The sequence below is a fragment of the Paenibacillus sp. J22P277 genome, from assembly GCF_059383675.1.
Window position 1 is genome coordinate 999,385 of the sequence record NZ_JBXENS010000001.1, and the last position, 19,619, is coordinate 1,019,003.

22 protein-coding genes are annotated in these 19,619 nt (G+C 51.7%); 2 read left to right on the forward strand and 20 right to left on the reverse strand.

Annotated features, from left to right (window positions below; translation table 11 throughout):
- Positions 1-77: 77 nt before the first annotated feature.
- The 10 genes from AC50YL_RS04675 to AC50YL_RS04720 all read right to left on the reverse strand — a co-directional run bounded on the left by AC50YL_RS04675 (position 78) and on the right by AC50YL_RS04720 (position 11,583).
- Positions 78-3,446 carry a glucuronyl esterase domain-containing protein gene (locus AC50YL_RS04675; RefSeq protein ID WP_494829687.1) on the reverse strand — a complete coding sequence of 1,123 codons (3,369 nt, stop codon included), beginning with the start codon at positions 3,444-3,446 and terminating at the stop codon, positions 78-80.
- Between the two features lie 178 nt (positions 3,447-3,624).
- Positions 3,625-4,917: an ABC transporter substrate-binding protein gene (locus AC50YL_RS04680; protein ID WP_494829689.1), complete on the reverse strand. Its 1,293-nt coding sequence runs from the start codon at positions 4,915-4,917 to the stop codon at positions 3,625-3,627.
- A 387-nt stretch (positions 4,918-5,304) separates the two neighbouring features.
- Positions 5,305-6,006, reverse strand: a complete 702-nt coding sequence (gene sigK / locus AC50YL_RS04685) for an RNA polymerase sporulation sigma factor SigK (protein ID WP_161747249.1) — start codon at positions 6,004-6,006, stop codon at positions 5,305-5,307.
- 434 nt (positions 6,007-6,440) lie between these two features.
- The gene (locus tag AC50YL_RS04690; protein ID WP_494829691.1) at positions 6,441-7,253 is read right to left on the reverse strand and encodes a class I SAM-dependent methyltransferase; all 813 of its coding nucleotides are present in this window, start codon (positions 7,251-7,253) and stop codon (positions 6,441-6,443) included.
- Between the two features lie 5 nt (positions 7,254-7,258).
- Positions 7,259-8,137, reverse strand: coding sequence for a class I SAM-dependent methyltransferase (locus AC50YL_RS04695; RefSeq protein WP_494829693.1), 879 nt, complete (start codon positions 8,135-8,137; stop codon positions 7,259-7,261).
- Positions 8,134-8,922, reverse strand: a complete 789-nt coding sequence (locus AC50YL_RS04700; RefSeq protein WP_494829695.1) for an aminoglycoside adenylyltransferase domain-containing protein — start codon at positions 8,920-8,922, stop codon at positions 8,134-8,136. The genes AC50YL_RS04695 and AC50YL_RS04700 overlap by 4 nt, the downstream gene beginning before the upstream one ends.
- 310 nt (positions 8,923-9,232) lie before the next feature.
- Positions 9,233-9,895, reverse strand: coding sequence for a ribose-5-phosphate isomerase RpiA (gene rpiA / locus AC50YL_RS04705; RefSeq protein WP_494829697.1), 663 nt, complete (start codon positions 9,893-9,895; stop codon positions 9,233-9,235).
- Positions 9,885-10,334: a GNAT family N-acetyltransferase gene (locus AC50YL_RS04710; protein WP_494829699.1), complete on the reverse strand. Its 450-nt coding sequence runs from the start codon at positions 10,332-10,334 to the stop codon at positions 9,885-9,887. The genes rpiA and AC50YL_RS04710 overlap by 11 nt, the downstream gene beginning before the upstream one ends.
- 17 nt (positions 10,335-10,351) lie before the next feature.
- Positions 10,352-11,113, reverse strand: a complete 762-nt coding sequence (locus AC50YL_RS04715; RefSeq protein WP_494829700.1) for a DUF3891 family protein — start codon at positions 11,111-11,113, stop codon at positions 10,352-10,354.
- 188 nt (positions 11,114-11,301) lie between these two features.
- Complete coding sequence (locus AC50YL_RS04720; RefSeq protein WP_494829702.1) at positions 11,302-11,583, reverse strand: DUF4259 domain-containing protein; 282 nt, start codon at positions 11,581-11,583, stop codon at positions 11,302-11,304.
- Between the two features lie 315 nt (positions 11,584-11,898).
- Between AC50YL_RS04720 and AC50YL_RS04725 the strand changes: the two genes are divergently transcribed.
- Positions 11,899-12,162: a hypothetical protein gene (locus AC50YL_RS04725; RefSeq protein WP_494829704.1), complete on the forward strand. Its 264-nt coding sequence runs from the start codon at positions 11,899-11,901 to the stop codon at positions 12,160-12,162.
- 40 nt (positions 12,163-12,202) lie between these two features.
- Here AC50YL_RS04725 and AC50YL_RS04730 read toward each other — a convergent pair whose 3' ends face one another.
- From AC50YL_RS04730 to AC50YL_RS04770, 9 genes are all read right to left on the reverse strand, one after another.
- Positions 12,203-13,135, reverse strand: coding sequence for an ADP-ribosylglycohydrolase family protein (locus AC50YL_RS04730; RefSeq protein WP_494829706.1), 933 nt, complete (start codon positions 13,133-13,135; stop codon positions 12,203-12,205).
- A 93-nt stretch (positions 13,136-13,228) separates the two neighbouring features.
- Positions 13,229-13,711 (reverse strand): GNAT family N-acetyltransferase, encoded by a 483-nt coding sequence (locus AC50YL_RS04735; RefSeq protein WP_494829708.1) that lies wholly within the window; start codon positions 13,709-13,711, stop codon positions 13,229-13,231.
- A gap of 385 nt (positions 13,712-14,096) precedes the next feature.
- Positions 14,097-14,375, reverse strand: a complete 279-nt coding sequence (locus tag AC50YL_RS04740) for a hypothetical protein (RefSeq protein ID WP_494829710.1) — start codon at positions 14,373-14,375, stop codon at positions 14,097-14,099.
- A 54-nt stretch (positions 14,376-14,429) separates the two neighbouring features.
- Complete coding sequence (locus AC50YL_RS04745; protein ID WP_494829712.1) at positions 14,430-14,933, reverse strand: RDD family protein; 504 nt, start codon at positions 14,931-14,933, stop codon at positions 14,430-14,432.
- 46 nt (positions 14,934-14,979) lie between these two features.
- Positions 14,980-15,402 carry an NUDIX hydrolase gene (locus tag AC50YL_RS04750; RefSeq protein WP_494829804.1) on the reverse strand — a complete coding sequence of 141 codons (423 nt, stop codon included), beginning with the start codon at positions 15,400-15,402 and terminating at the stop codon, positions 14,980-14,982.
- Between the two features lie 348 nt (positions 15,403-15,750).
- Positions 15,751-16,101, reverse strand: a complete 351-nt coding sequence (locus AC50YL_RS04755) for a hypothetical protein (protein WP_494829714.1) — start codon at positions 16,099-16,101, stop codon at positions 15,751-15,753.
- A gap of 209 nt (positions 16,102-16,310) precedes the next feature.
- The gene (locus AC50YL_RS04760) at positions 16,311-16,739 is read right to left on the reverse strand and encodes an NUDIX hydrolase (RefSeq protein WP_494829715.1); all 429 of its coding nucleotides are present in this window, start codon (positions 16,737-16,739) and stop codon (positions 16,311-16,313) included.
- Between the two features lie 21 nt (positions 16,740-16,760).
- Positions 16,761-17,078: a hypothetical protein gene (locus tag AC50YL_RS04765; RefSeq protein WP_494829717.1), complete on the reverse strand. Its 318-nt coding sequence runs from the start codon at positions 17,076-17,078 to the stop codon at positions 16,761-16,763.
- Positions 17,079-17,331: 253 nt separating this feature from the next.
- On the reverse strand, positions 17,332-18,012 hold the full coding sequence (locus AC50YL_RS04770; RefSeq protein ID WP_494829719.1) for a class I SAM-dependent methyltransferase: 681 nt from the start codon (positions 18,010-18,012) through the stop codon (positions 17,332-17,334).
- A 347-nt stretch (positions 18,013-18,359) separates the two neighbouring features.
- On the opposite strand from AC50YL_RS04770, the gene AC50YL_RS04775 reads away from it, so the two are divergent.
- A complete protein-coding gene (locus AC50YL_RS04775; RefSeq protein WP_494829721.1) occupies positions 18,360-18,860 on the forward strand; it encodes a very short patch repair endonuclease in 501 nt (166 codons plus the stop codon).
- On the opposite strand, the gene AC50YL_RS04780 is transcribed toward AC50YL_RS04775, so the two are convergent.
- Entirely contained in the window at positions 18,857-19,459 is a 603-nt protein-coding gene (locus AC50YL_RS04780) for a phage integrase N-terminal SAM-like domain-containing protein (protein ID WP_494829723.1), read from the reverse strand. The two genes, AC50YL_RS04775 and AC50YL_RS04780, sit on opposite strands and share 4 nt — an antisense overlap.
- Positions 19,460-19,619: the final 160 nt, after the last annotated feature.

Here is a 19,619-nt window from a genome sequence, read left to right on the forward strand (position 1 = left end):
GTGCCAGAGACGTCAGAAGCAGAGTGCTTCCGACGCCTCGCACGATCTGTCCTTCATAGAGTTGACGGGTCTTACTTTTAGAAACCGATGTTGTTATCGTTCAGTACCTGAATGAAGAGCAGCAGATCATCAATGCCAATCTTGCCGTCCCCGCTGTAATCGCCGCGATACGCGTTTTCGCGCCAGTTGCTGTCGAGGCTCGATGCGCCATAATAGCCTGCTATGGCATAGAAGTCGTTCCAATCGACGACCTTATCATTGTTGATATCGTAGGTCAAAACCATATAGGAACCTACCGCGACCGTTGCTTTGTTATTGAGCGGGGTCACGGCCATTTCGTTCTTGCCGTTGCTCGCAAAGTCGATGGTCACTTCAGCGCTCACGTCGCCGACATAGCCTACGGGAACCGTGAAATTCAGATCGAGCAGGTTGAGCAGATTCTCGCCTGCGGCGATCGGAGAACCGAGCTTGGCAACGGCGAGGTGAATTTCCTTCTTGCTCGTGTCGTTCTTCGCGTCGACGACCGATATGCCGGACTTGCCGACTGCGCCGACGAACGTCAGATCCGCGTCGTATTTAACCGTGGCGTTGAAGCCTTGCAGTCCGGCATAATTCTGCGCGTCAAGCGTGAATTTAACCGGCGTTTCCTTATCTTTGCTGTTGACGATGACGTTCGCCGGCACATTGACCGTGTAGACGATGCTGTCCGGCAGCGTGGCCTTGAGAGCGAACTTCTCGGTAAATCCGGCGTAGCTGACTGTTGCCGTGATGGTGCCGCTCTTCTGCACCAGCGCGCCGTCCTTCACGTCGAGCTCATAATCGCTTACCGGCTTGGATGTTCCGTCTTCGAAGCTGGCGGTTACCACAAGACCGGTCAAGTCGAGGTGCTCGCCAACCTTGTAATCCACCTTGGTAGGTGGCGTAATCGTGATGCCAGTGGCGGCCTTCGGTGCGAGATCGAAAACATAAGGGCGTACATTGACATTACCCGCCGCGTCCTGCAGCCGGGCAAAGATGAATTGGCTGTCCGCTGTTACCGGCTTATCGAAGCCGATCGTGACGATCGTATTGTTCTCGCTCCAGTCGAGGGTATAATCTTCGGCGAAATTCGTGCCGAATCCGAAGTTCTGTGGATCCATCGGATTCGCGAAGCCGAAGGTCACGCTCTTGGTATCCGGAGTGATTACCGCGTTCTTCGGATTGAAGCTCACCTCGCCGAGCTTGGTCGTCGGCCAAGGCAGCGATTCAGGCCTGTTGCCAGTGTCAGTGTTCTTGTTCGGATACAGCGGCCAGTTCGGACTCGGACCGATCTTGATGTTGGTGGACGGCCAGGATGGCGGGAAGATCGCCTTCGCCTTGTTCAAGTCATACGAGAATTGAAAATCGAACCCGGGCAGCGATTCGAGCTTGACGTCCTCCAGCCGCACAACCCTGTTTGAGCCCGCTGCGTAGCTGACCGGGAAACCTGGCACATTTTCCTGGAAGAATGCATGCTTGTTGCTGTTGTCGGCGTCGGCGCTTGTATAACCGGTGTTGATGGAAGCGCCGTACGATAGAATCCAACCGGGCTCCTCCGATTCATTCACGCTGGTCGGCACCGCTACGTCGTTGGCGAATATCTTCATCGCTTGCTGGTCGACCTTGCTCGTGAAGCCGAAGACCCAGCGCTGATCGCCGGTATCGTCACCCGTAATGCTGGTGCGAAGAATGCCCGTCAGATCGTAGCTTTGGAGATAGACCGTCTGGGTATCCTTGGCCTTGCCGATTGAGGATAACGTGTACCTGCCCGGTACAGTCTTCTCGGCATTGAGGTTAAAGGTAGCGACTCCCCCGACGACATCGGCGGTATAAACACCCTCGCCGGTGTTCAACATCACTTGCGGCGCATTGGAATACGCCTTGATCGTGGCGGGATAACCCGCTGTCACCATCTCGTTGGTGCTGTAAAGCGTATATTTGTTCGGACGGGACCATTGCATGTAGGAGCTATCTACCTCGAACGGATAAGCGGACATTTCCCAGACGCCGCTGTATGTTGCTGCGGGACGAATCGGCGGGTTGACGGTTACGCCGAGCGTATCCGGTCCTTCGACCTTAAGCGGGTCGCCATATTTGCCGCCATGGAATTCGCGGTCCATCATCGCCAGCATGTAGGCATGGTCACGATCCTGGAAGGCATGCGCACCGTCATGGACGAAGACGCCGATGTTGTCGCCCTTACCGAGGAACTCGTAAACTTCTTTGGCGGCGACGGTCGCGAGTATGTTCGATGGAGAACTCAGCCAGTCGAAGCCCTCGCCCGTGAAAGTCAGGAGCGGACGCGGAGCGACCAAGGCCGCGAGCGCATGCGAGTCGAACGGCAGCTTGTCCAGCTCAAAGCGGAACTCCTCGGCCTTGGTGTCGAGCCAATGATCGCCGCCGGGAGACATCGTATTAGTCGGCTTCTCGTTGCGGAAGTAACTGCGGTTCATATTGGAATTGCTGGAGGAGGCATTAGGCGCCCCATTCGCGCTATTCGGCACGTTGTAATTGTAGATCCGGCCTTCGGACGTATAGCGCATGGAGGCGATGCCGCCCTGCCCGGGATCCACCGGCACGACAATACTGATGCGCTGATCGAACGCGCCGGCCAGCGCAGCCGCTTTGCCGTTACGGGATACACCGGTGACGACCGAGCGCGACGGGTCGATCAAGCCTTTATACGCACCGTTCTCAAGTGCATCGATGGTACGGGAAATGCCCCACGCCCACGCCATTAATGCAGCCGAATCCCCTTCATACGTATCCCGATTGAATGGATACAGCGTTGTATATACGCCGGTTCGGCTCGCGTTATCGCTAAAGATCGTCCCGGTTGGATTGTTCATCACGGCATACCCGTGACGCAAGAAGGTATTACGCATGTTGGCGGATACGCCGCCGCCCACGCCGATGACGAATGGATACGGAGGCGCGATGTTCGTCTCGCCGTTCTTCAGGTCGGCATCCGCTACGCCTTCTTTATAAGTCGGAACGTAAATGCCGGTGACATTGTAGCTGCCGGATTTCCCATTCGCTGGATTTTGAACGGTAACCGTCAATGATGCATTGCTCGTGCCCAGGTTGCCGCTAAAAGTGACGTCCTCTTTCGCTGTATCCATCTTCTTGCCGTAATAATAATATTGCAGCAAATCCGAGAGCTCCGCGCGGCGCTGATCCCACTCGACCGGAGTCGTCACATACCCGTTCGTACCTTTGGACGTATCCAAGAATTTGAACAGATCGGGCAATCCATCCGAGCTTGGCAGCTTAGAGATGTCAGTCGGGAAATATTCGCGTCCTGCCGGCGGCTGAGCTTTGGCCGGCCCAGGGTAGGAAGGATAATAATAGTTCGTTGCGAAAGCGGCAGGCGCTATGGCGCACACGATCAGCACGCACATAACGACAGCGAAGGTTTTTTTCAACATGTTCAGGGATTCCTCCTCAATTATCTATGGTATTTCAGAAATTCGATTATTTTTTATCAGATTCGATTGCGACAGCTGCCCCTGATGTATTCGCTTTCAATCTGTTATGCCGTATGAGTTATAAGGTTCTTGCTGGAGAAGATATGGGAGGTTTGCGAATGAAGTCGTCACGTATCCGTTACTTGATTTCTTTCTTGTTGCGAATCTCTACGTTTGTCATGGTTTTCTCGAGCGATTGCTTCTGCAGCAAGTACAAGGAAGCTTCATCTTTTAAGATATTGCTCGCTTGATTGTACAGCGGATCCATTGGCACTTGACTCATGACCTTGATATTGTTCGAAAAAACGCCCGCATGTTCGGGCATAGTCACTTTAGACAGGTAGGCTTGCTTCACGGCGTCGGTGCTCCACGGTGTCAAAAGTCCGCTGCCCGCAATGATTTTCGCTGCTTCTTCGGAAGCGATGAATTCCGCAAGCAGCTTGGCTGCGGCCATTTTGGTCGTCTGATTGTTCACCAGGACAACGGCAAACGAGCCTGTCGTAGCCTGCTCCGAACCATTCCAATATGGCAGCGGCGCAATATCGTAACGGAGCTGCATGTCTTTCTGCCGAATCCCCTCATTCAGCATTTGAACGGCCCAGTCCCCGTTCCACATCATCGCGGCGCTCCCTTGAAGGAAGCGTGCTGTATAGTCGGCACCCGCATTACCGACCAACTCGATGAACGGCTGCTGGGCACCGGCTTCATAGGTTAAGTCGTAATAATACTCCAAAATCCGTTTGAATGTCGGAAGCTCTTCGGAATGAAGGGGGTTATTTGCCCCTTCGATGTTTGCCAACACCCTCCACCACGTGTTGTCGGATTGGTAACTCATGGAGCCGTAAATCTTATTCTCCCCGTTGCCGCTTGTCAGCTTCTTTGCGATTTCTGCGTAGTGTTCCCATGTCCACGTTCCATCCGGATAGGCAACACCTGCTTGATCAAACAAATCCTTGTTGTAGTACAGCACCCATTTGCTTGTTCGATACGGAAGGCCATAAATATGGTCGCCGGATCGAAGCTGTCCAATCGATTCCGCTATACCGGACAGTTCCGGCGATTTCGCGACGTCGTCCAACGGTTCTAGCACCTGTTTGGACGTATATTCCGCTAGATTGGAGGTGCTTTGCGTCGCGAAAACATCCATATTCTCGCCAGTTGATAAATTCACCAGCATTTTTTGGATATAATCGTTGCCTGGTACGTAGCTGGTCTTAACTTTAATCGTCGGATATTTCTTCTCGAAAGCGTTTATTACTTGATCCATGTAGGGCTTCTCGTCCGTCCAATCATAGTAATTAAGGATAACGAGCTCATCGGTCAGCTCGGTAGCCTGTACCGCGGATACCGCATTATCGGCCGCGCATGAGCTTAGGATCCCGGTCCCGGAGAAGACAAAACAAAGCACTATCAAATTGAAAAGCCCCTTCATACTGACCCCCTTCTATCAGTGAATCTTGATGTCGCGACCATCTGAAATCATTGTAACCGCTTTATTTTTTCGCGGAAACGAGGCCGAATTCGGAAAAAGGAACAATTCTTCAGGTATTTGACTACATTACTCGGTGACGGAATAGGTGAAGATTTTCAATCATCTTTGAAGGAAATGGAAGAGTGGTTCCAGAATGGGGTGTTTCTTCGAATGCCGTATTCGATACGCGAAATTCAATTTTTGCATTCAATGCCCTCTCGACACAGGAACATTTTATTGAGTTTATAATCCTTTTTGTTTCAGCAGGATATGATCGTTTTGCTTTAATGACAGAACTATGCAAAAAAAGCCGGCATCGCCGACTTTTTTAGTACATTCAACAATCTCTTATTTCTTCACCTTATAAAACTCATGATATAGCTTCATCAGCGCCCGCTTCTCGATCCGTGAAACGTACGAACGCGAGATGCCGAGCTCCTTCGCGATCTCCCGCTGCGTCCGCTCTTCCCCGCCGGTGATGAGGCCGAACCGGCCGACCACGACTTCCTTTTCGCGTTCATCCAATATATCTAAATTTTTATAGATTTTGCTCTTCTCAATTTTCAGCTGCACCCGATCCGCGACCTCGTCGGCTTCCGTCCCCAGGATATCGATAAGCGTGATTTCGTTGCCTTCTTTGTCCGTTCCGATCGGATCGTGCAGAGATACGTCCTTGCGCGTTTTCTTGAGCGACCGGAGATGCATCAGAATTTCGTTCTCGATGCAGCGCGCCGCGAACGTCGCGAGCTTCGTCCCTTTTCCCGTCTGGAAGCTCTCGATCGCCTTGATCAGTCCGATTGTCCCGATGGAAATCAGGTCTTCGAGTCCTTCGCCCGTATTGTCGAATTTTTTGACGATATGCGCGACCAATCTCAAGTTATGCTCGATCAGCAAATTCCGCGAGTGTTGATTCCCCTCAGCCATTAACTGCAGGTGCCGGAGCTCCTCTTCTTCTTGCAGCGGCTGGGGAAAAGCATTGTTTTTGACATAGGAGACAAGAAGCGACAATTGTTTAATGAACAGCGCGACTGCGGCAAAAAATCCAGGCATAATACGGCCACCCCCAAGATGTAATGGCCGGGCAGGATTCACGGCCTCCCCGACTTTTCGAGACTGTTCTTCATTCTATGTAGGCGCAGGCCTAGAAGTGCCTGTACCGGCGAGGATGTTCAAATTAGCCGGTTTTGCTGGAATCGGGATGAAATCGCGATCGCCCGGCGATTATGGGAACGGCAGGACACCCGGATTGCGCCGAATGCCGTCGAATGATAGTTACTCGCCTGTCCCTCGTCATCCCAGTCGAGCGCCGATAAACCGCGCTTCGTTCTGCTTGGTCGGTCGGACGCAAATACATGAATGCCTTCACCGTAATCATGGCATAATTGATCCTGGCCTGATGACAGCACGCCAAAAAAGCCATCGACTCGATGATGAGTTCGATGGCTTCTGCCCATGTTTCCCGCGTTTCCCGCGGACGCTGAGTGCTACGCTTTCCGTCCGATATACAAGAGATGGGACGAATGGCCGAGTATATACGGATTCTCGGACTCCTTCAGGACCAGCTGCATGATCGCGTCGTATTCCTCGTCGCCCCGCTGCCGCCAATACGCCCATTGCTCCGGATCCAGCGCCCCCGCAATGCTGCCCGAGCCGATCAATTTCTCGGTGCGGAAGCCGTGCGCTTCCATGAACGGCTTGATCGCGTCAATGTCGAAATAATAGGCTCCGGTGAACCGTCCGGCATCGGCGTGGTTGAAGGCGCCCGTCTCCAGAAACCCGCGGATGCCCTCCGCCGTGTGATTCGGTTTCCACGCTTCCGGGAACTTGAGGGACGTCGCCAGAAACCGCGTTCGCGACATGAAGGCGACGAATACGAGGCCGCCCGGCTTCGTCACGCGAAACAATTCGGAGACGGCACGCTCTCGGCACGCTTCCTCCTGCAGATGATAGAGCGGCCCCAGCATCAGCGAAGCATCGAAATGCGCGTCGGGGAATCGGCTTAGATCCCGGGCATCGGCCGGGTAAAAGCCGTCGAATTGCTGCGACAGCGCCAGCTCATGGGCTTTCTGCCGCGCGACCTCCACGAGTCTCGGCGTCAAGTCGGTCAGCGTCACCCGATAGCCGAGCTTGGCGAGCGCCATCGCGTATTTGCCCGGTCCGGCCCCGTTATCCAACACTCGGCCCCGTTCCGGAAGGTTATTTACGATATGATGGAGATTGACTTGGTATTCCAGCGGTTCGCGGTCAAGCCTGCCCCACTCGTCGAATGCGTTGTAATAGGCAATGATTTCGTCCATATCCGTCAAACCTCCACGATTCCGAATGAGATCATCATATTGTCGGCGCCCGTCAGCCAGGACGACGACGTGAAGATTTCCGCCAGGCGGCGCTCCGCTTCCGCTTGCTCGGCAGCCTCTTCCTCATCCAGCCCCCGCTGCCTTAATCGCGCGATCATCTCGACAAGATCAGCCGGCTCTTGAGCGAAGCCGCCTTCCCGCAACGCGAAGTAAAGCGCTTCTTTGCCTTCGGGATCCATATGCTGATCGAGAAAATTCACCCGGTCGCTTACTCTGCAGCCAACCTGCTTCATTCCCATTTGACTCATCAGGATCGGCAGCCGCATCCCGATGTTGCCGTCCTTGCCGGTTCGCGCCGCATCGGTCTCATACAGCTTCTGCAGCACGCCCAGCGGGATGATGGCAGACTGCTCGGCGCCTTCCAACGCAAAGTTAGCCATGCAGCCGATCCAGTGCGGCTCGAAGCAAATAACGCGTCCGCCATTCACGACGCTGTTCATCATCTTCCGGAGGATCCGCTCCGGTTCGGTCATGTGGAGCAGAAAGGCATGGCTCAGGGCGATGTCGTATGCGCGCTCCACCTCGATCGCTTCGATATCCCCTTCGATGAACGCGGACGGATAAGGCAGACGCGAGAACAGCTCTCTCGCTTCGCCGAGCAGCCGCATGCCCTTATCGATGCCCGTGTAGCTCGAGCCTTCCGGCAGCATCGGCAGCAGCTTCAGCCCAAGATAGCCGTAGCCGCAGCCGTAATCGACCAGCTTGACGGGCTTGTCGATCTTCCAGACGCCGCGAACCAGAAACTCCAGGTAATCGTCGTTGTAGAATAACCAGCGCGTATTGCGCAGATAGGCGATCCGCTCATCCCATTCATAGGCCTTCATTCGTTCAACTCCTCATTGATGGTCGTTTTCCGGCCGATCTCCCTTAGCATGTATGCCGCAAAGGAAAGGAGCCCCTCCTCGTCGATCGCCAACTCCGCGCGCTCGCCGCGATAGACCGCCAGGCTGCTATCGATGAGATCGCGGAAATCCCGGGGCACGAGGGACGCAGCCCACTCGCCGCCTTCGCGCTTGGAGGAGATCGCCGATTCCCGCACGTACTGCAGCGTCCGGCATAAATTCAGCACGTAATAGACGGGATTGCGCGTAATGCCGGCTGCCGCCTCCCTTACGTCCGACAGTACCGATTCGCGGAAATACCGCCCGTCGATCGGCCGGAACAATTCCCGAACCGGCTGGCCCCAGAGCGCGATTCCTCGGCTATACGTCACGGCGAAATGAGCGGCCAGATCAGGATCCTCCGTCCCGCCGCATACGTAATCCGAATCTTCCTTGTACCGGCTCCGGTGCTGCGCGGAGTAGTGGAACTCGAACGGAGTCGGATGCACGAATGCCGCCGCATACGTTTGCAGCACGATGCTCAGCTCGATGCCCGCTCCGACAGGCTGTTCTTCCTCCAGCCGGAGCAGCTTCTCCGCAATTCGTCTGTATGTATGCCGCGCGCTCGGTTCGCGGACGACGGCCAGCAGATCGATGTCGCTGCGCGTCGGGTTGAAACATCCCATCGCCAACGATCCGTGCGCATAGATACCGGTCAAACCGGCGGATAGTTCTTCCCGCAGCAGTCGCACCGCGCCTTCCAGCAACGTCTGGATACGCTGATCCATCGCTGCACCGCCCCCTCTCCGTTTCGAGCCGACGCCATGCAAGCGGTTTCCCGCCTAAGCAGATGAAGAAAGCCGCTCATGCGCGGCTCTGCTTCTGGGATGTATATATAGATATACTCGCTATGAGCCCATTAACCGGCTGTCGGCATCCGCCGAACGAGAGAGCTGGAACAAATCGTACCCGTGACCGCAGCCAAGATCCAATATCGCGATTTGCGGCTTCATGACGATCTGGTCGAGAATAAACGCATCTGCTCGCTGTTCGGGTCCATGGCCGCCGCTTCCTTTCGGGAATCCATAATCCGTTCGCTTACAGGTAGGCGATCGTGCCCTCGCCGCTGCCGACGATGACGGTTTCGGTCATCTTCACGAACAAGCCGTGCTCCACGACGCCGGGAATCGATTTCAATCGGCTGCTCAACTCCGCCGGGTTTTCGATTACGCCGAACGCGCAATCGGCGATGTAGTTGCCGTTATCCGTCACGAAAGTCTTCCCTTCGGAGCTGCGAAGCGTCGGCTTGCAGTCTAGCGCCGCCAAATTCCGCATCGTCAGCTCGTACGCAAAGGGGATGATCTCCACGGGCAGCGAAAACGCGCCCAGCCGGCGAACCAGCTTCGAGTCGTCCACGATGACGATGAATTTCCGGCTATTCGCCGCCAGGATCTTCTCCCGCAGCAGCGCCCCGCCCCCGCCTTTGATCAGATTGAAGCCTTCGTCCACCTCGTCGGCGCCGTCGATCGTCACGTCGATGGCTTCGACATCGGAGAACGGCAGGATCGGAATGCCAAGCTGCTTCGCCAGATCCTCGGAGCCCTGCGAGCTGGCCACCGCTTGGATGCGAAGCCCTTCCTTCATCCGCGCCGCCAACCCGAGGATGGCGAAGTACGACGTCGAGCCGGTTCCGAGTCCGACGATCATGCCGTCTTCGATATGGGTGACGGCTTCTTCGGCCGCCAGTTGTTTAGCGTTCATTGCGATCACCTCTGTTTTCTGATGGTACTGCCTGTGCCATGCGCCGCATGAACCGTCCGGGAATCGACTCGAAGCCGTATTTCTCGTAGAGGCCATGCGCATCCTTCGTGCCCAGTATCCCTGTCATCCATTCATACTCCGGGGCGTGCACGATCGTTTCGATCAGCTTCTTCCCCAGTCCGCTGCCTTGATGCGCCTCCAGCACGAACACGTCGCACAGGTAGAACATCGTCGCGCCGTCCGTCACGATGCGGGCGAATCCTACCTGATGATCCCGATGATAGACGCCGTAGCACACCGAGGCTTCGATCGAGCTCAAGATCCGTTCCGGAGCCCGCTCGTTCGCCCAGTAGCTTCTGGCCAGGTAGTCCAGGATGACGGTGCGATCGAGCTTTTCCTTGCGGTCCGAGATCAGATAATCGCCGAATGCGAGTTCCATGCAGTCGCTCCTTCGTTCTAAATTGCCGTGAAAGTCACCTGTTGCTCCGTCCACTCCGTCTCCTGATAGGCCGCATGGAGACCTACGCGCTGAATGCGCGCTTTCGGTACCTGCTTCTGAGCGAGCGTAGCCGTAAAAGCTTGCTCGAACAAAGACGGCACGACGCGAATTTCATGCTCGTTCAGCCAGTTCGCGCTATAGCGTTCGCCCGGGACCAACGTAATGTCGAACCCGTCCTTATACCACGGATGCTCGTTCTCCTTCGCGGCTCCGGGCTCGTTCAGGCACACGTAGAGCGACAAGCCGTCGCAAAGCTTCAATATGCGCAGCTGGCGCTGGATCACATCCTCGTCCAGCGGAGCCAGCCTTGCCCGGATCCGATCCTGTCTGGCTGTCTCATGGTCATGAAATCGTACGACTTCCGCTTGCCGGGAGGTCTGGATAACCTCGAACGTCGAATAATGGAGGCTGCATAACAAGGCCGCATAATCGTGCCCTTCTTCCACTTCGTCGATGCCCTGCCGATAGCATAAGAGCTTGGGCAGCAGCGGATAATCCATGAACGTAAACGGAGCGGAGTGCCCGTCATTCCAAATCGGCGTATCGTCCATCGCGATCCACCCGCGATCATGCTCGTACACGGCATGCAGCGCTTCCGCGATCCGGGTCTCGTCCATGAACAAATGCGCATGGAATCGTTTGGCGATATCGCCCGACAACCGCGCATGCTCATGCTGATGGGTCATGATGAACGCTTGTTCCGTTTCCCGAATAATCATGGTCTCACTCCCTTCATGATCTCATCCCTATTATACCTCGTTCTTTGCATAGGCGGCGCATGCGCAAAGTCATTCTTAGCATGACCAAATATTTCCGATTTCACGAAATCGACCCGTCATCAATTAAAGATACGCTGAGCGGCCTCAGGCTGGATTCCAACGCCCCTGACCCGGATCCGAATTGTGGTTTACGACCGCAGCCTGCGTTCCAGATCTTCCACCACGCCGAGCCAATTCCCGTAATCCTCGGTTTCTTCCCAGAGTTCTTGCAATTCGGAGCCGTGCTTGATTTTCCCGATCACCTCGATCGCTTTGGCCAGCAAGTGATCGCCTTTCCCGGAATGATCCGCCAACCACTCCTCCAATTCCTCCGTCAACGAGGGATTGTCTCTGACTTCCCGTCCCGGTTTCCCATGCGTTGCCGCCAGCAGCTCGATCGCGCCCAATGCGTTGGAGGCCAGATCGCCCATCCCCATAACCTCCGAACTTTCGCATATTGGATAGCGACAAATGGCATTCTTTTCGGCCTCCTGCCGCCAACCATAAAAACAATATATATGGTAGTATATACCATTCCAATTGAACCAGCATTAAAAAAAACGCCGGAATGCCGAAAGAGAAACCTCCTCCTTATCGCGCATTGGCGGTATCACGAACGGTATTCACAGCCCGGGCTTGGCTAATATTTTTTTTCGGCAGCAGCTTGTTTCATGGATTTCGCACGCACACTCTCTATCGATTCTTCATCTATTATAGAGAAGTCTGATAGAAACGAGGTGATACGAATGGCTCGTACAAAAGCTGTTCAACAAACGGATCTCGTCTTGATCAGTTGGTCCAGAAATCCGCTTGTCTCCGGTTCCGCCCGCAGGATCACGGCCTCGCGCGTGATCGGCAGTTCCAGACCTTGCACGTCTCATTTAACGGCCGGTACGCTGCTTAGCGCCGCGTTAGCCTGCTTGTTGGATAACGATATCGGGTTTAAAATCGTCTTCAGCAAAAAAACATCCACCATTAGCGGCTATTTGTTATTGCAGCGGAAACGCTAATCGGAATCCAAGGGCAGCGGCCGCGCTGCCCTTTTTCAGTTCAACGCGCGATCAGTGCTTCAAATCGGTCACACAGTGCGAGAATATCCCGCTTCCTTGCCAATAGATCGATCCATTTGCCGGGAATGCCGTCAACTCCATACATCAAGCCTGCCAAGCCCCCCGTTACCGCGCCGGTGGTGTCCGTATCTTCGCCGAGATTGACCGCTATCAGAACGGCCTCGGCGTAGCTGCTCGTCGTGAGCAAGCACCACAGGCTCGCTTCCAACGTATGTACCACGTAGCCCGAGGATTGAATGTCTTGTTCGTTTAGACGAGCGAAATCAGCCGCGAAGATCCGGCTGAATCGTGCCTTATGCACGTCCTCGAACGGTAGCGCCGCGATCGCGTCCTTGGTCCTTGCGATACTTTCCTCCAATGCGATTCCTTGCTGCAGGAGGATTGCAATCTCAACGTAGATGAAGCATGCCACAATCGACACCGGGTGACGGTGCGTGACGGAGGATACCCGGGCAATCGCCGTCATCCGCTCTTCGAGCGGCTTCGCCCGCAAATAATAGGCAAGCGGCAATATGCGCATCAAGGATCCGTTGCCATTGCTGAACTCATCCTGCCCGCCGGCCAGATCCGGACGGATCATTTCCTCGTGCAATTTCTCGATGGCGGCCGCGGTCGCCATCCCGACATCGAACACGCTCCCATGAGGTGTCCATTCATTTCGCAGAAGCCAGCCCGTGAACGCATCCGCAAGGTGATAGAGATCGATCCCTTGGCACTTATTCATGCTGTCCATCAGACAAAACGTAAGCGAACTATCGTCAGACCAAGTTCCCGGAGGTTGGTTGTGCGAACCGTAACCGATCATCTCCATGATCGGCGAACCGCTCAGCGTTTCTCTGGATCGGAACTCCGCCGGGACGCCAAGCGCATCCCCAACGCAAAGACCGAGTATTCCGGCATGTACGCCGCTCACTGCGTCACCTGCTTTCTTAAGCATCTTTATTACACCGATATCCCCTAGTCTTAAGTTGGGCATGAAGCAGATCGGAACAGAGGCGGACATGATTTACTGGGAGCTGCTTGAGCCCGGCCGCAAGACCAGCCGATAAACAAGCTCGCCCTCGTGCACCTCTCCCGTTTGCTTGAAGCCGCATTTTTCGTAGAGCTTTCGGGCAGCCGCATTTTCCGGTTTTACCGTCAAGTTCAAGCATTCGCTTTGCGGATATCGGGCACGTATATAACCGATCACCGCATTCATGGTCGCCAATCCGTAACCTTTGCCCTGCTGCGCGGCGTCGATCATGAACCCGTTCAGCCAATAGGACCAGGAGGTTGTCTCATCCGCCGTCACCATGACGAATCCGACCAACGTTTGGTCGAAGGCATAAACGCAGAACGGCGCGTATGCATAGGCATCGCCGTCCGGACGAATGGTCACCTTGGCCAGCGATACCGCGACCGAAGGCACGTAATCGACTTGCTGCGCATGTACGTGCAGGCGCAAAGCAGCCTGCCAGTTTTCTCTTGTTGTCGGTACCAAGATAACCAAGCTCATTTCTCCTTGTAAGTGCGATTTTCGTTAAACGAGCCTTTCGGAGGAAACCGTGCTGCGAGACATCGCCGCCTTGCGCTCCATCCCGCGAACGATGGTTCGGAAACAACCCGATGCGGTTTTCCAAGGCGGCTTGAACCGAATCGACGGAATTCTCTCCATTATGATAGGGGATTATTAGTTCTGCGCGAACCTTGAGCTCCGCTTCTTGTCTTCTCTCCGATACAAGATGAATCCTGCCAAGGCAAAGGGAACGGCGGTGAGGGTAAATATGCCGAACGTCTTGAATGATGCCAGGAGCTCCTTGCTGAAATCGGCAGCCAATGTCAACTTGGCCGGAGAATACGGCTGCGATTGCGTACCCACGTCGATCGTATAACGGTCAGCCCGGTTTACCTGAAAGCTGGAGAAAGACTCGCCTTTTCGGCTGTTCGTTGTATAACTCAAGGAAGTATTCGGAGCGATTGGAACGGTATCGTGCTTGCTGTTCGTGCTTAAGGTCGATTTCCGTTACAGTTTCCGAATTCAAATAAACGCGTTCGTTGATGGAATGATCTTTTGCAGTTGAAATAATGACCGTTGCCAATCCCGACGCAATGATGGTTCCCGCCACCACGAGTAACGAGTATTGCCGAATTAGCGATTTCATGTTGGTAGTCAATGTATGCCTTTCACCTCTCTGATCGTTAGGACGGCTATGAGATCCTCCGAGCACCTAAAGTTCCTTCACTTTCGTCCTGGCAACGTAATCGTGAATCCCCCTATGGCCTTTATTGGCAAACAGGACCACGATGTACGCGAGGATCAACAGATTCGGGATGAAAATCAATGCCTGATTGGAGGGCTCCTCGACATCCCACCACGGATCCGGCACCAATATAATGAGATGCGTTAACTCCCACGGCAATAAGCGGACGAAGGTTCTGCCTAACGCTTGGACGAAACTCAGCGTTGGTTTCCGTTCATCGACGATCGCCAATTTCAGTAATCGTTTGCCGAGCGTTTGCCGTCTTGCCTTCTCGAAGTAGATAAAATACGCCCATACCGGCAGCGACATCGACAGCACGACCCAGCTCTCGATTTCAAAGCCCTTGTCGAAGTAATCGAACGGAAAACCGGACGTTACGGTATAGAGCAGCAACTGCACGCCGACAAGCACGACGGCGAGGAAGACAAAATCCAGCCAATAGGCGATTAAGCGCTTTAGGGATAATATCATGATGGCTCCTTGGTCTTGCTGGGATAGTGGGTTGAAATCGGTTCGCTTACTTCGTGCCTTCGTTTACATACGCGATTTCATTTCCATCGATAAGCTGCCGAAAACCGTCTTGATAAAATGGCATATGCCCCTCAGCCTCATGCAAATCCATCCAGGCGATTGCCGCGATTTCGTTCGGCCGCGCGATTGTTTCTACGCCGCCGATAATTTCTGCCCGGAAAACGATAAACAGCGCATGGTTGCCCGATTTCTGAAACTTGCATTCGTTGACAGCCACGATTCCGAAAAGTTCAACCTCCAGCCCGGTCTCTTCCTTTACTTCGCGCACGGCTGCTTGCTCCAATGTTTCATCCTGCTCCACCGCTCCGCCCGGAAGCGACCAGCTGTCATTGTCGACGTTCTTAACCATCAACACCTTCGTCTTTGAGGAATCGGCAATCAAACAATACGTGACATCGACTCTTTGCATGTTCGGGCATCCCTTCCGATTCATAGTAGGCGTTGCTGATATGCACATGCGGCGAATAACCAGCGTTTCAAGTAACACGGTTCCTTATACGCTTGCTGCAAGGTTTTGTTCCAACTCCAACGCAATCGTAAGCCTAATAAAGCACTTCTAGTTGTTTATATTCTTTCACGGGTGAGCGCTTAATTAAGATCGCTTTATCTCACGAAGCCAACTAAATTCGATAACTTTTTTAAGATTCGCTTTCGTCTGGTTCAAATGAATGATCATATACACGTTCCTTTAGTATTTTCGCGTTTCGCCTAACGTGCTTGTAATCAAGAACCGAAATTGCTTTATGCGAAAAAAATGTTACCACTCTCTCCACGCTTCTGTTATATCTTGACCTTCTTCTACTTCTAATCCAGCTAGTTTAGCTGCTTTTTCTATGAATTCAGCCAATTCCTCTCGTTCCATCGTTTCAATGAAATAGTCGTTTTCTTCATTCAAATGATTGAAGGAGAGTACTATTTCTTCTACAAGATTAATTATTTTCTCTTGCTCCTTGATTCCTTGTATAGACATCAATTGATTTAAGTAATTATCAATGGCCTTATCACTTAGATTTAATCGTTCAGGTGTAAAAAGATCATCTTCGAATTCTATCATTCTTTGTTTCCATGCCTCTGTTGGTTTATCTTTAAATAACTCTTGTAACATCATAGTAATATCCCTCTTTCTGATTGATAGGTGAATAAGTTTTTGATATGTATTCACATAATGTTGTTGGATACACGAACCCGAGAGCCTTAAGTGAGCCGTAGCTACCAGGTCGTCAGACATAGGCTCGCAGTAATTGTCCAACTGCTCCCGCTTTCCCGAATATCTTTGGCCGGACCGAGGACTGAATGCCCCAAAGCATGAATATCGTGTTAGCTGATATCTGGGACTCCTTCGAATCTTCTTATAAATTCATCTCTTACTGGGCTCGTTACTTTATCAAAGTAGTTAGCATCTCTCATATTAATCCATTGAACATCAATTATGTCCTCGTTATATGGTTCATTAAATTCAGTTTTCAACGTTCCGCCGATGATTTCAGCACGGTATGTATATTTTTCTTTTTTTTTACATAAGAGCTCGATAATCTTAATTTGAAAGCCGGTCTCTTCTGCTACTTCCCTTACACAAGCTTGTTCTGGACTTTCTCCATCTTCGATTCCTCCGCCTGGAAAATTCCAAACGACATCTCCACGCTCTACATACTGTCTAACCATAAGTAAAGAATTTGGCCTATTAAAAATGATTGCTTGAGAGATAATTGAGGGTTCCCTATCCAAATAAAGTAAACTGAAGGTCATTTGAAACCGTAGTGGGCGGATCTAAGGCTTAGGCTCACGGGGATGTCGCTGAATTCCTGAGTTACATTCAACTAGCCCATTCCATACTTCTTCCGTTACAAAAAAGGTTTCTAGAGCCTCTAAGTCATTACCATTCTTATCTCTATATCTGATAACTGTAAATAAATTTTCTCCAATGTTTTTATTAAACCAATCTAAATAAATCACTTTATCTCCAGTATCCATTTCCAATGAGTTTTCAGTATCCATAAGTTCTTCATTCGTAAAAACCACCTTGGAGACAAAACCTTCAATAACATATATTCCATCGCCTGATCTACATTCCGAAGATACGCTCATAATTCACTCCAATTAGAGTTCTTATTAATAACTTCAAGAATCTACGTTTTATTATTCATATAATTATGATGCTTCTATTAATTCATGATTACTATTTCGTTAATTTCACCTAACGCTCTTGTATTCACGACATCCCCTCCACCTTATGCCCGAAGGGCTCCCGTGCTGTGATTAGGTGGAGGGCTGTATCCGGCCGAATAACCCGCAGCGGGAATACGGTATCAGATGAAGTAGCTGACTCCTTGAAGTCCCCTTATGGTTTATTAGCCTTCCATATATACTTGTATTCCTTTAATTCAATTCTTCCATCGACTGTTTGTTGATTAATCTTCAAGTTAAGCTCCTCGGCATATTCTGGTTTTGAGTAATCCGGGTTACCAGGTACCCCCGATAAAAACTTGGTAAACTCTTTTGCATCTTCAAATATGTATTTCGATTTGTTGAATTCCCTAATTTCAATATTAATAAAATGATTCTGATGCAATCTTTCCTTCACTACCTCTAATGCACCTGAATGTATGCCAAAAATAGTACCTCCTGATTTTAAAATCCAGGGATGATTGATGATTGAAGTCGGGCCTCGCCGATCATAGATTAAATCAAATTGGTCATCGGTAAAGGGTAATTCTGTTTTTGTACTGGCTTCAATAAATACAATGTTTACTTGATGACTCTCTACCCGAAGCTGCTTTGCAAGCTTAATCATTTCCGATGAATTATCAAAACCGATTAACGACTTTGTGTATTTAGACATCTTTAACGTGAAGTCACCGTGACCGCAGCCCGCGTCAAGTACCGATTCAAACTTAGGTAACATGCTTACGAGTTCTTCTTCAAAAATCTGCTCTGGAGACACACCTTCTATTGTGAAAATAGCATTGGATCTGTAACCGCCGTTTCGCAAGGCTATAGCATTGTACCAATCTACACTCATTGAAGAGCCTCCGATCATTATGGATTAAAATCGCTCACTATTTCATCTAGCATTTTTGTGTTCACGAACCTCACTGTCGTCAGTGACCGAAGGGAAAGGCCGCGACGCGGTTAGACAGTGCAAGGTAATCCGGCTGAACTGCTCCTTACTACTAAAATACTCCTATTGAACCTGCTTCTTATTGCTCGGCCGGACCAAAGGAGCAATAGCGGTGCAGCGTGAATACGGTGTTATCTGACATTCGTGACTTTTCTGAGTTACTATCAATTCCACTAATAGCTTAAATATTCGTTCGTGATATAATCGACAGAACGTATGTTCTCAATAAAATATTTGGAGGGATATTATTGAATGATAATTTATTCTCGGAACAACGAAGTAAGATGATGAGCCGAGTACGGGGAAGGAATACAAAACTAGAACAATCGGTATCGAAAATTCTTTGGAGAAACGGTTTTAGATTCCGTAAGAATGTATTGACTCTTTATGGAAAACCAGACATCGCAATTAAAAAGTATAGAATCGTGATCTTTATTGATTCTTGCTTTTGGCATGGTTGCGACAATCATTTTAAACTTCCCGTTAAAAACACAGACTACTGGAACAAGAAAATCACTAGAAACATTGCAAGAGATGAAGAAGTTACTCTTTATTACAAAGATCTAAACTGGACGTTGATAAGAGTATGGGAACACGACTTGAAAGGTCACTTTGGTCTTGTTATTTATAAAATCTGTAAAGAAATAATCACTGCCAAACGCAATGATGATCTGAGAAGGCTTGTTAAAACTTCTCATTTCACGAAGGCATGTAACGTTCCTTGCATTCACGACTCCCCACCACCTTAAGGACCCGAAGGGTCCGGCCGCCATGCGGTTAGGTGGTGCGGGTGTGTCCGGCTAACGTATGGCGTTCCCGCCGAATCGCCAAGCACACGCCCCGTATAAAACTTGATCGCGCTGATCGCCTGATTGATATGCGAATGGGAGCAGCTCCGTTCCAACATATACAGCGTATACGACTGTACCGCCTGATCGCCTTCCTGCAGACGATGTTCGGCAAGGTAACGGTAGTAACACGATACCTGACTGCAGTACGCCTTGATCGTCCTCAGGCTGTACCCCTTGACCGCCAATGCTTGCCGAAGGCGATGCTCATAATCGACCGTCCATCTAAGCGGCACGCCATCCCTTACCTTCGGCTCCGCACACGCCCATTCTCGCAGCGTCTGGCACTCCTCCCATAGACTCGCCTCGATCTCGACATCCGCTCGCTGAAATCGTTCCTTCAGCTCCTCCATGGCGCGCACGGTATACGGAATCAACCACACGCGCAGCTCCGGATTCCAGCTTCGTCCCGAGATGGCGCGGATCGTCTCCACGATCCCCGAATCATACGAGAACCTGACGGCAAGCCGATACTCGTCGTGTTTTTCTAACTCGATCATCAACGCGTAATCACCCTTTCAGTATAGCAGTCCAGCTAAATACTGGAAACTGCGGACTAGTCCGATAGACATAACCTGCCACGCGAAAAAGGAGACCCCCCGCCCAAATGGACGAAGAAATCTCCCGATGCTTTCGGTTCGTATTCGAAAATCAGCTTCA

Bases quoted from the DNA above. Each gene is read 5' to 3' on its own strand.
- AC50YL_RS04675 (WP_494829687.1), bottom strand. From the start codon at position 3,446: ATGTTGAAAAAAACCTTCGCTGTCGTTATGTGCGTGCTGATCGTGTGC.
- AC50YL_RS04680 (WP_494829689.1), bottom strand. From the start codon at position 4,917: ATGAAGGGGCTTTTCAATTTGATAGTGCTTTGTTTTGTCTTCTCCGGG.
- sigK (WP_161747249.1), bottom strand. From the start codon at position 6,006: ATGCCTGGATTTTTTGCCGCAGTCGCGCTGTTCATTAAACAATTGTCG.
- AC50YL_RS04690 (WP_494829691.1), bottom strand. From the start codon at position 7,253: ATGGACGAAATCATTGCCTATTACAACGCATTCGACGAGTGGGGCAGG.
- AC50YL_RS04695 (WP_494829693.1), bottom strand. From the start codon at position 8,137: ATGAAGGCCTATGAATGGGATGAGCGGATCGCCTATCTGCGCAATACG.
- AC50YL_RS04700 (WP_494829695.1), bottom strand. From the start codon at position 8,922: ATGGATCAGCGTATCCAGACGTTGCTGGAAGGCGCGGTGCGACTGCTG.
- rpiA (WP_494829697.1), bottom strand. From the start codon at position 9,895: ATGAACGCTAAACAACTGGCGGCCGAAGAAGCCGTCACCCATATCGAA.
- AC50YL_RS04710 (WP_494829699.1), bottom strand. From the start codon at position 10,334: ATGGAACTCGCATTCGGCGATTATCTGATCTCGGACCGCAAGGAAAAG.
- AC50YL_RS04715 (WP_494829700.1), bottom strand. From the start codon at position 11,113: ATGATTATTCGGGAAACGGAACAAGCGTTCATCATGACCCATCAGCAT.
- AC50YL_RS04720 (WP_494829702.1), bottom strand. From the start codon at position 11,583: ATGGGCGATCTGGCCTCCAACGCATTGGGCGCGATCGAGCTGCTGGCG.
- AC50YL_RS04725 (WP_494829704.1), top strand. From the start codon at position 11,899: ATGGCTCGTACAAAAGCTGTTCAACAAACGGATCTCGTCTTGATCAGT.
- AC50YL_RS04745 (WP_494829712.1), bottom strand. From the start codon at position 14,933: ATGATATTATCCCTAAAGCGCTTAATCGCCTATTGGCTGGATTTTGTC.
- AC50YL_RS04750 (WP_494829804.1), bottom strand. From the start codon at position 15,402: ATGCAAAGAGTCGATGTCACGTATTGTTTGATTGCCGATTCCTCAAAG.
- AC50YL_RS04755 (WP_494829714.1), bottom strand. From the start codon at position 16,101: ATGATGTTACAAGAGTTATTTAAAGATAAACCAACAGAGGCATGGAAA.
- AC50YL_RS04760 (WP_494829715.1), bottom strand. From the start codon at position 16,739: ATGACCTTCAGTTTACTTTATTTGGATAGGGAACCCTCAATTATCTCT.
- AC50YL_RS04765 (WP_494829717.1), bottom strand. From the start codon at position 17,078: ATGAGCGTATCTTCGGAATGTAGATCAGGCGATGGAATATATGTTATT.
- AC50YL_RS04770 (WP_494829719.1), bottom strand. From the start codon at position 18,012: ATGAGTGTAGATTGGTACAATGCTATAGCCTTGCGAAACGGCGGTTAC.
- AC50YL_RS04780 (WP_494829723.1), bottom strand. From the start codon at position 19,459: ATGATCGAGTTAGAAAAACACGACGAGTATCGGCTTGCCGTCAGGTTC.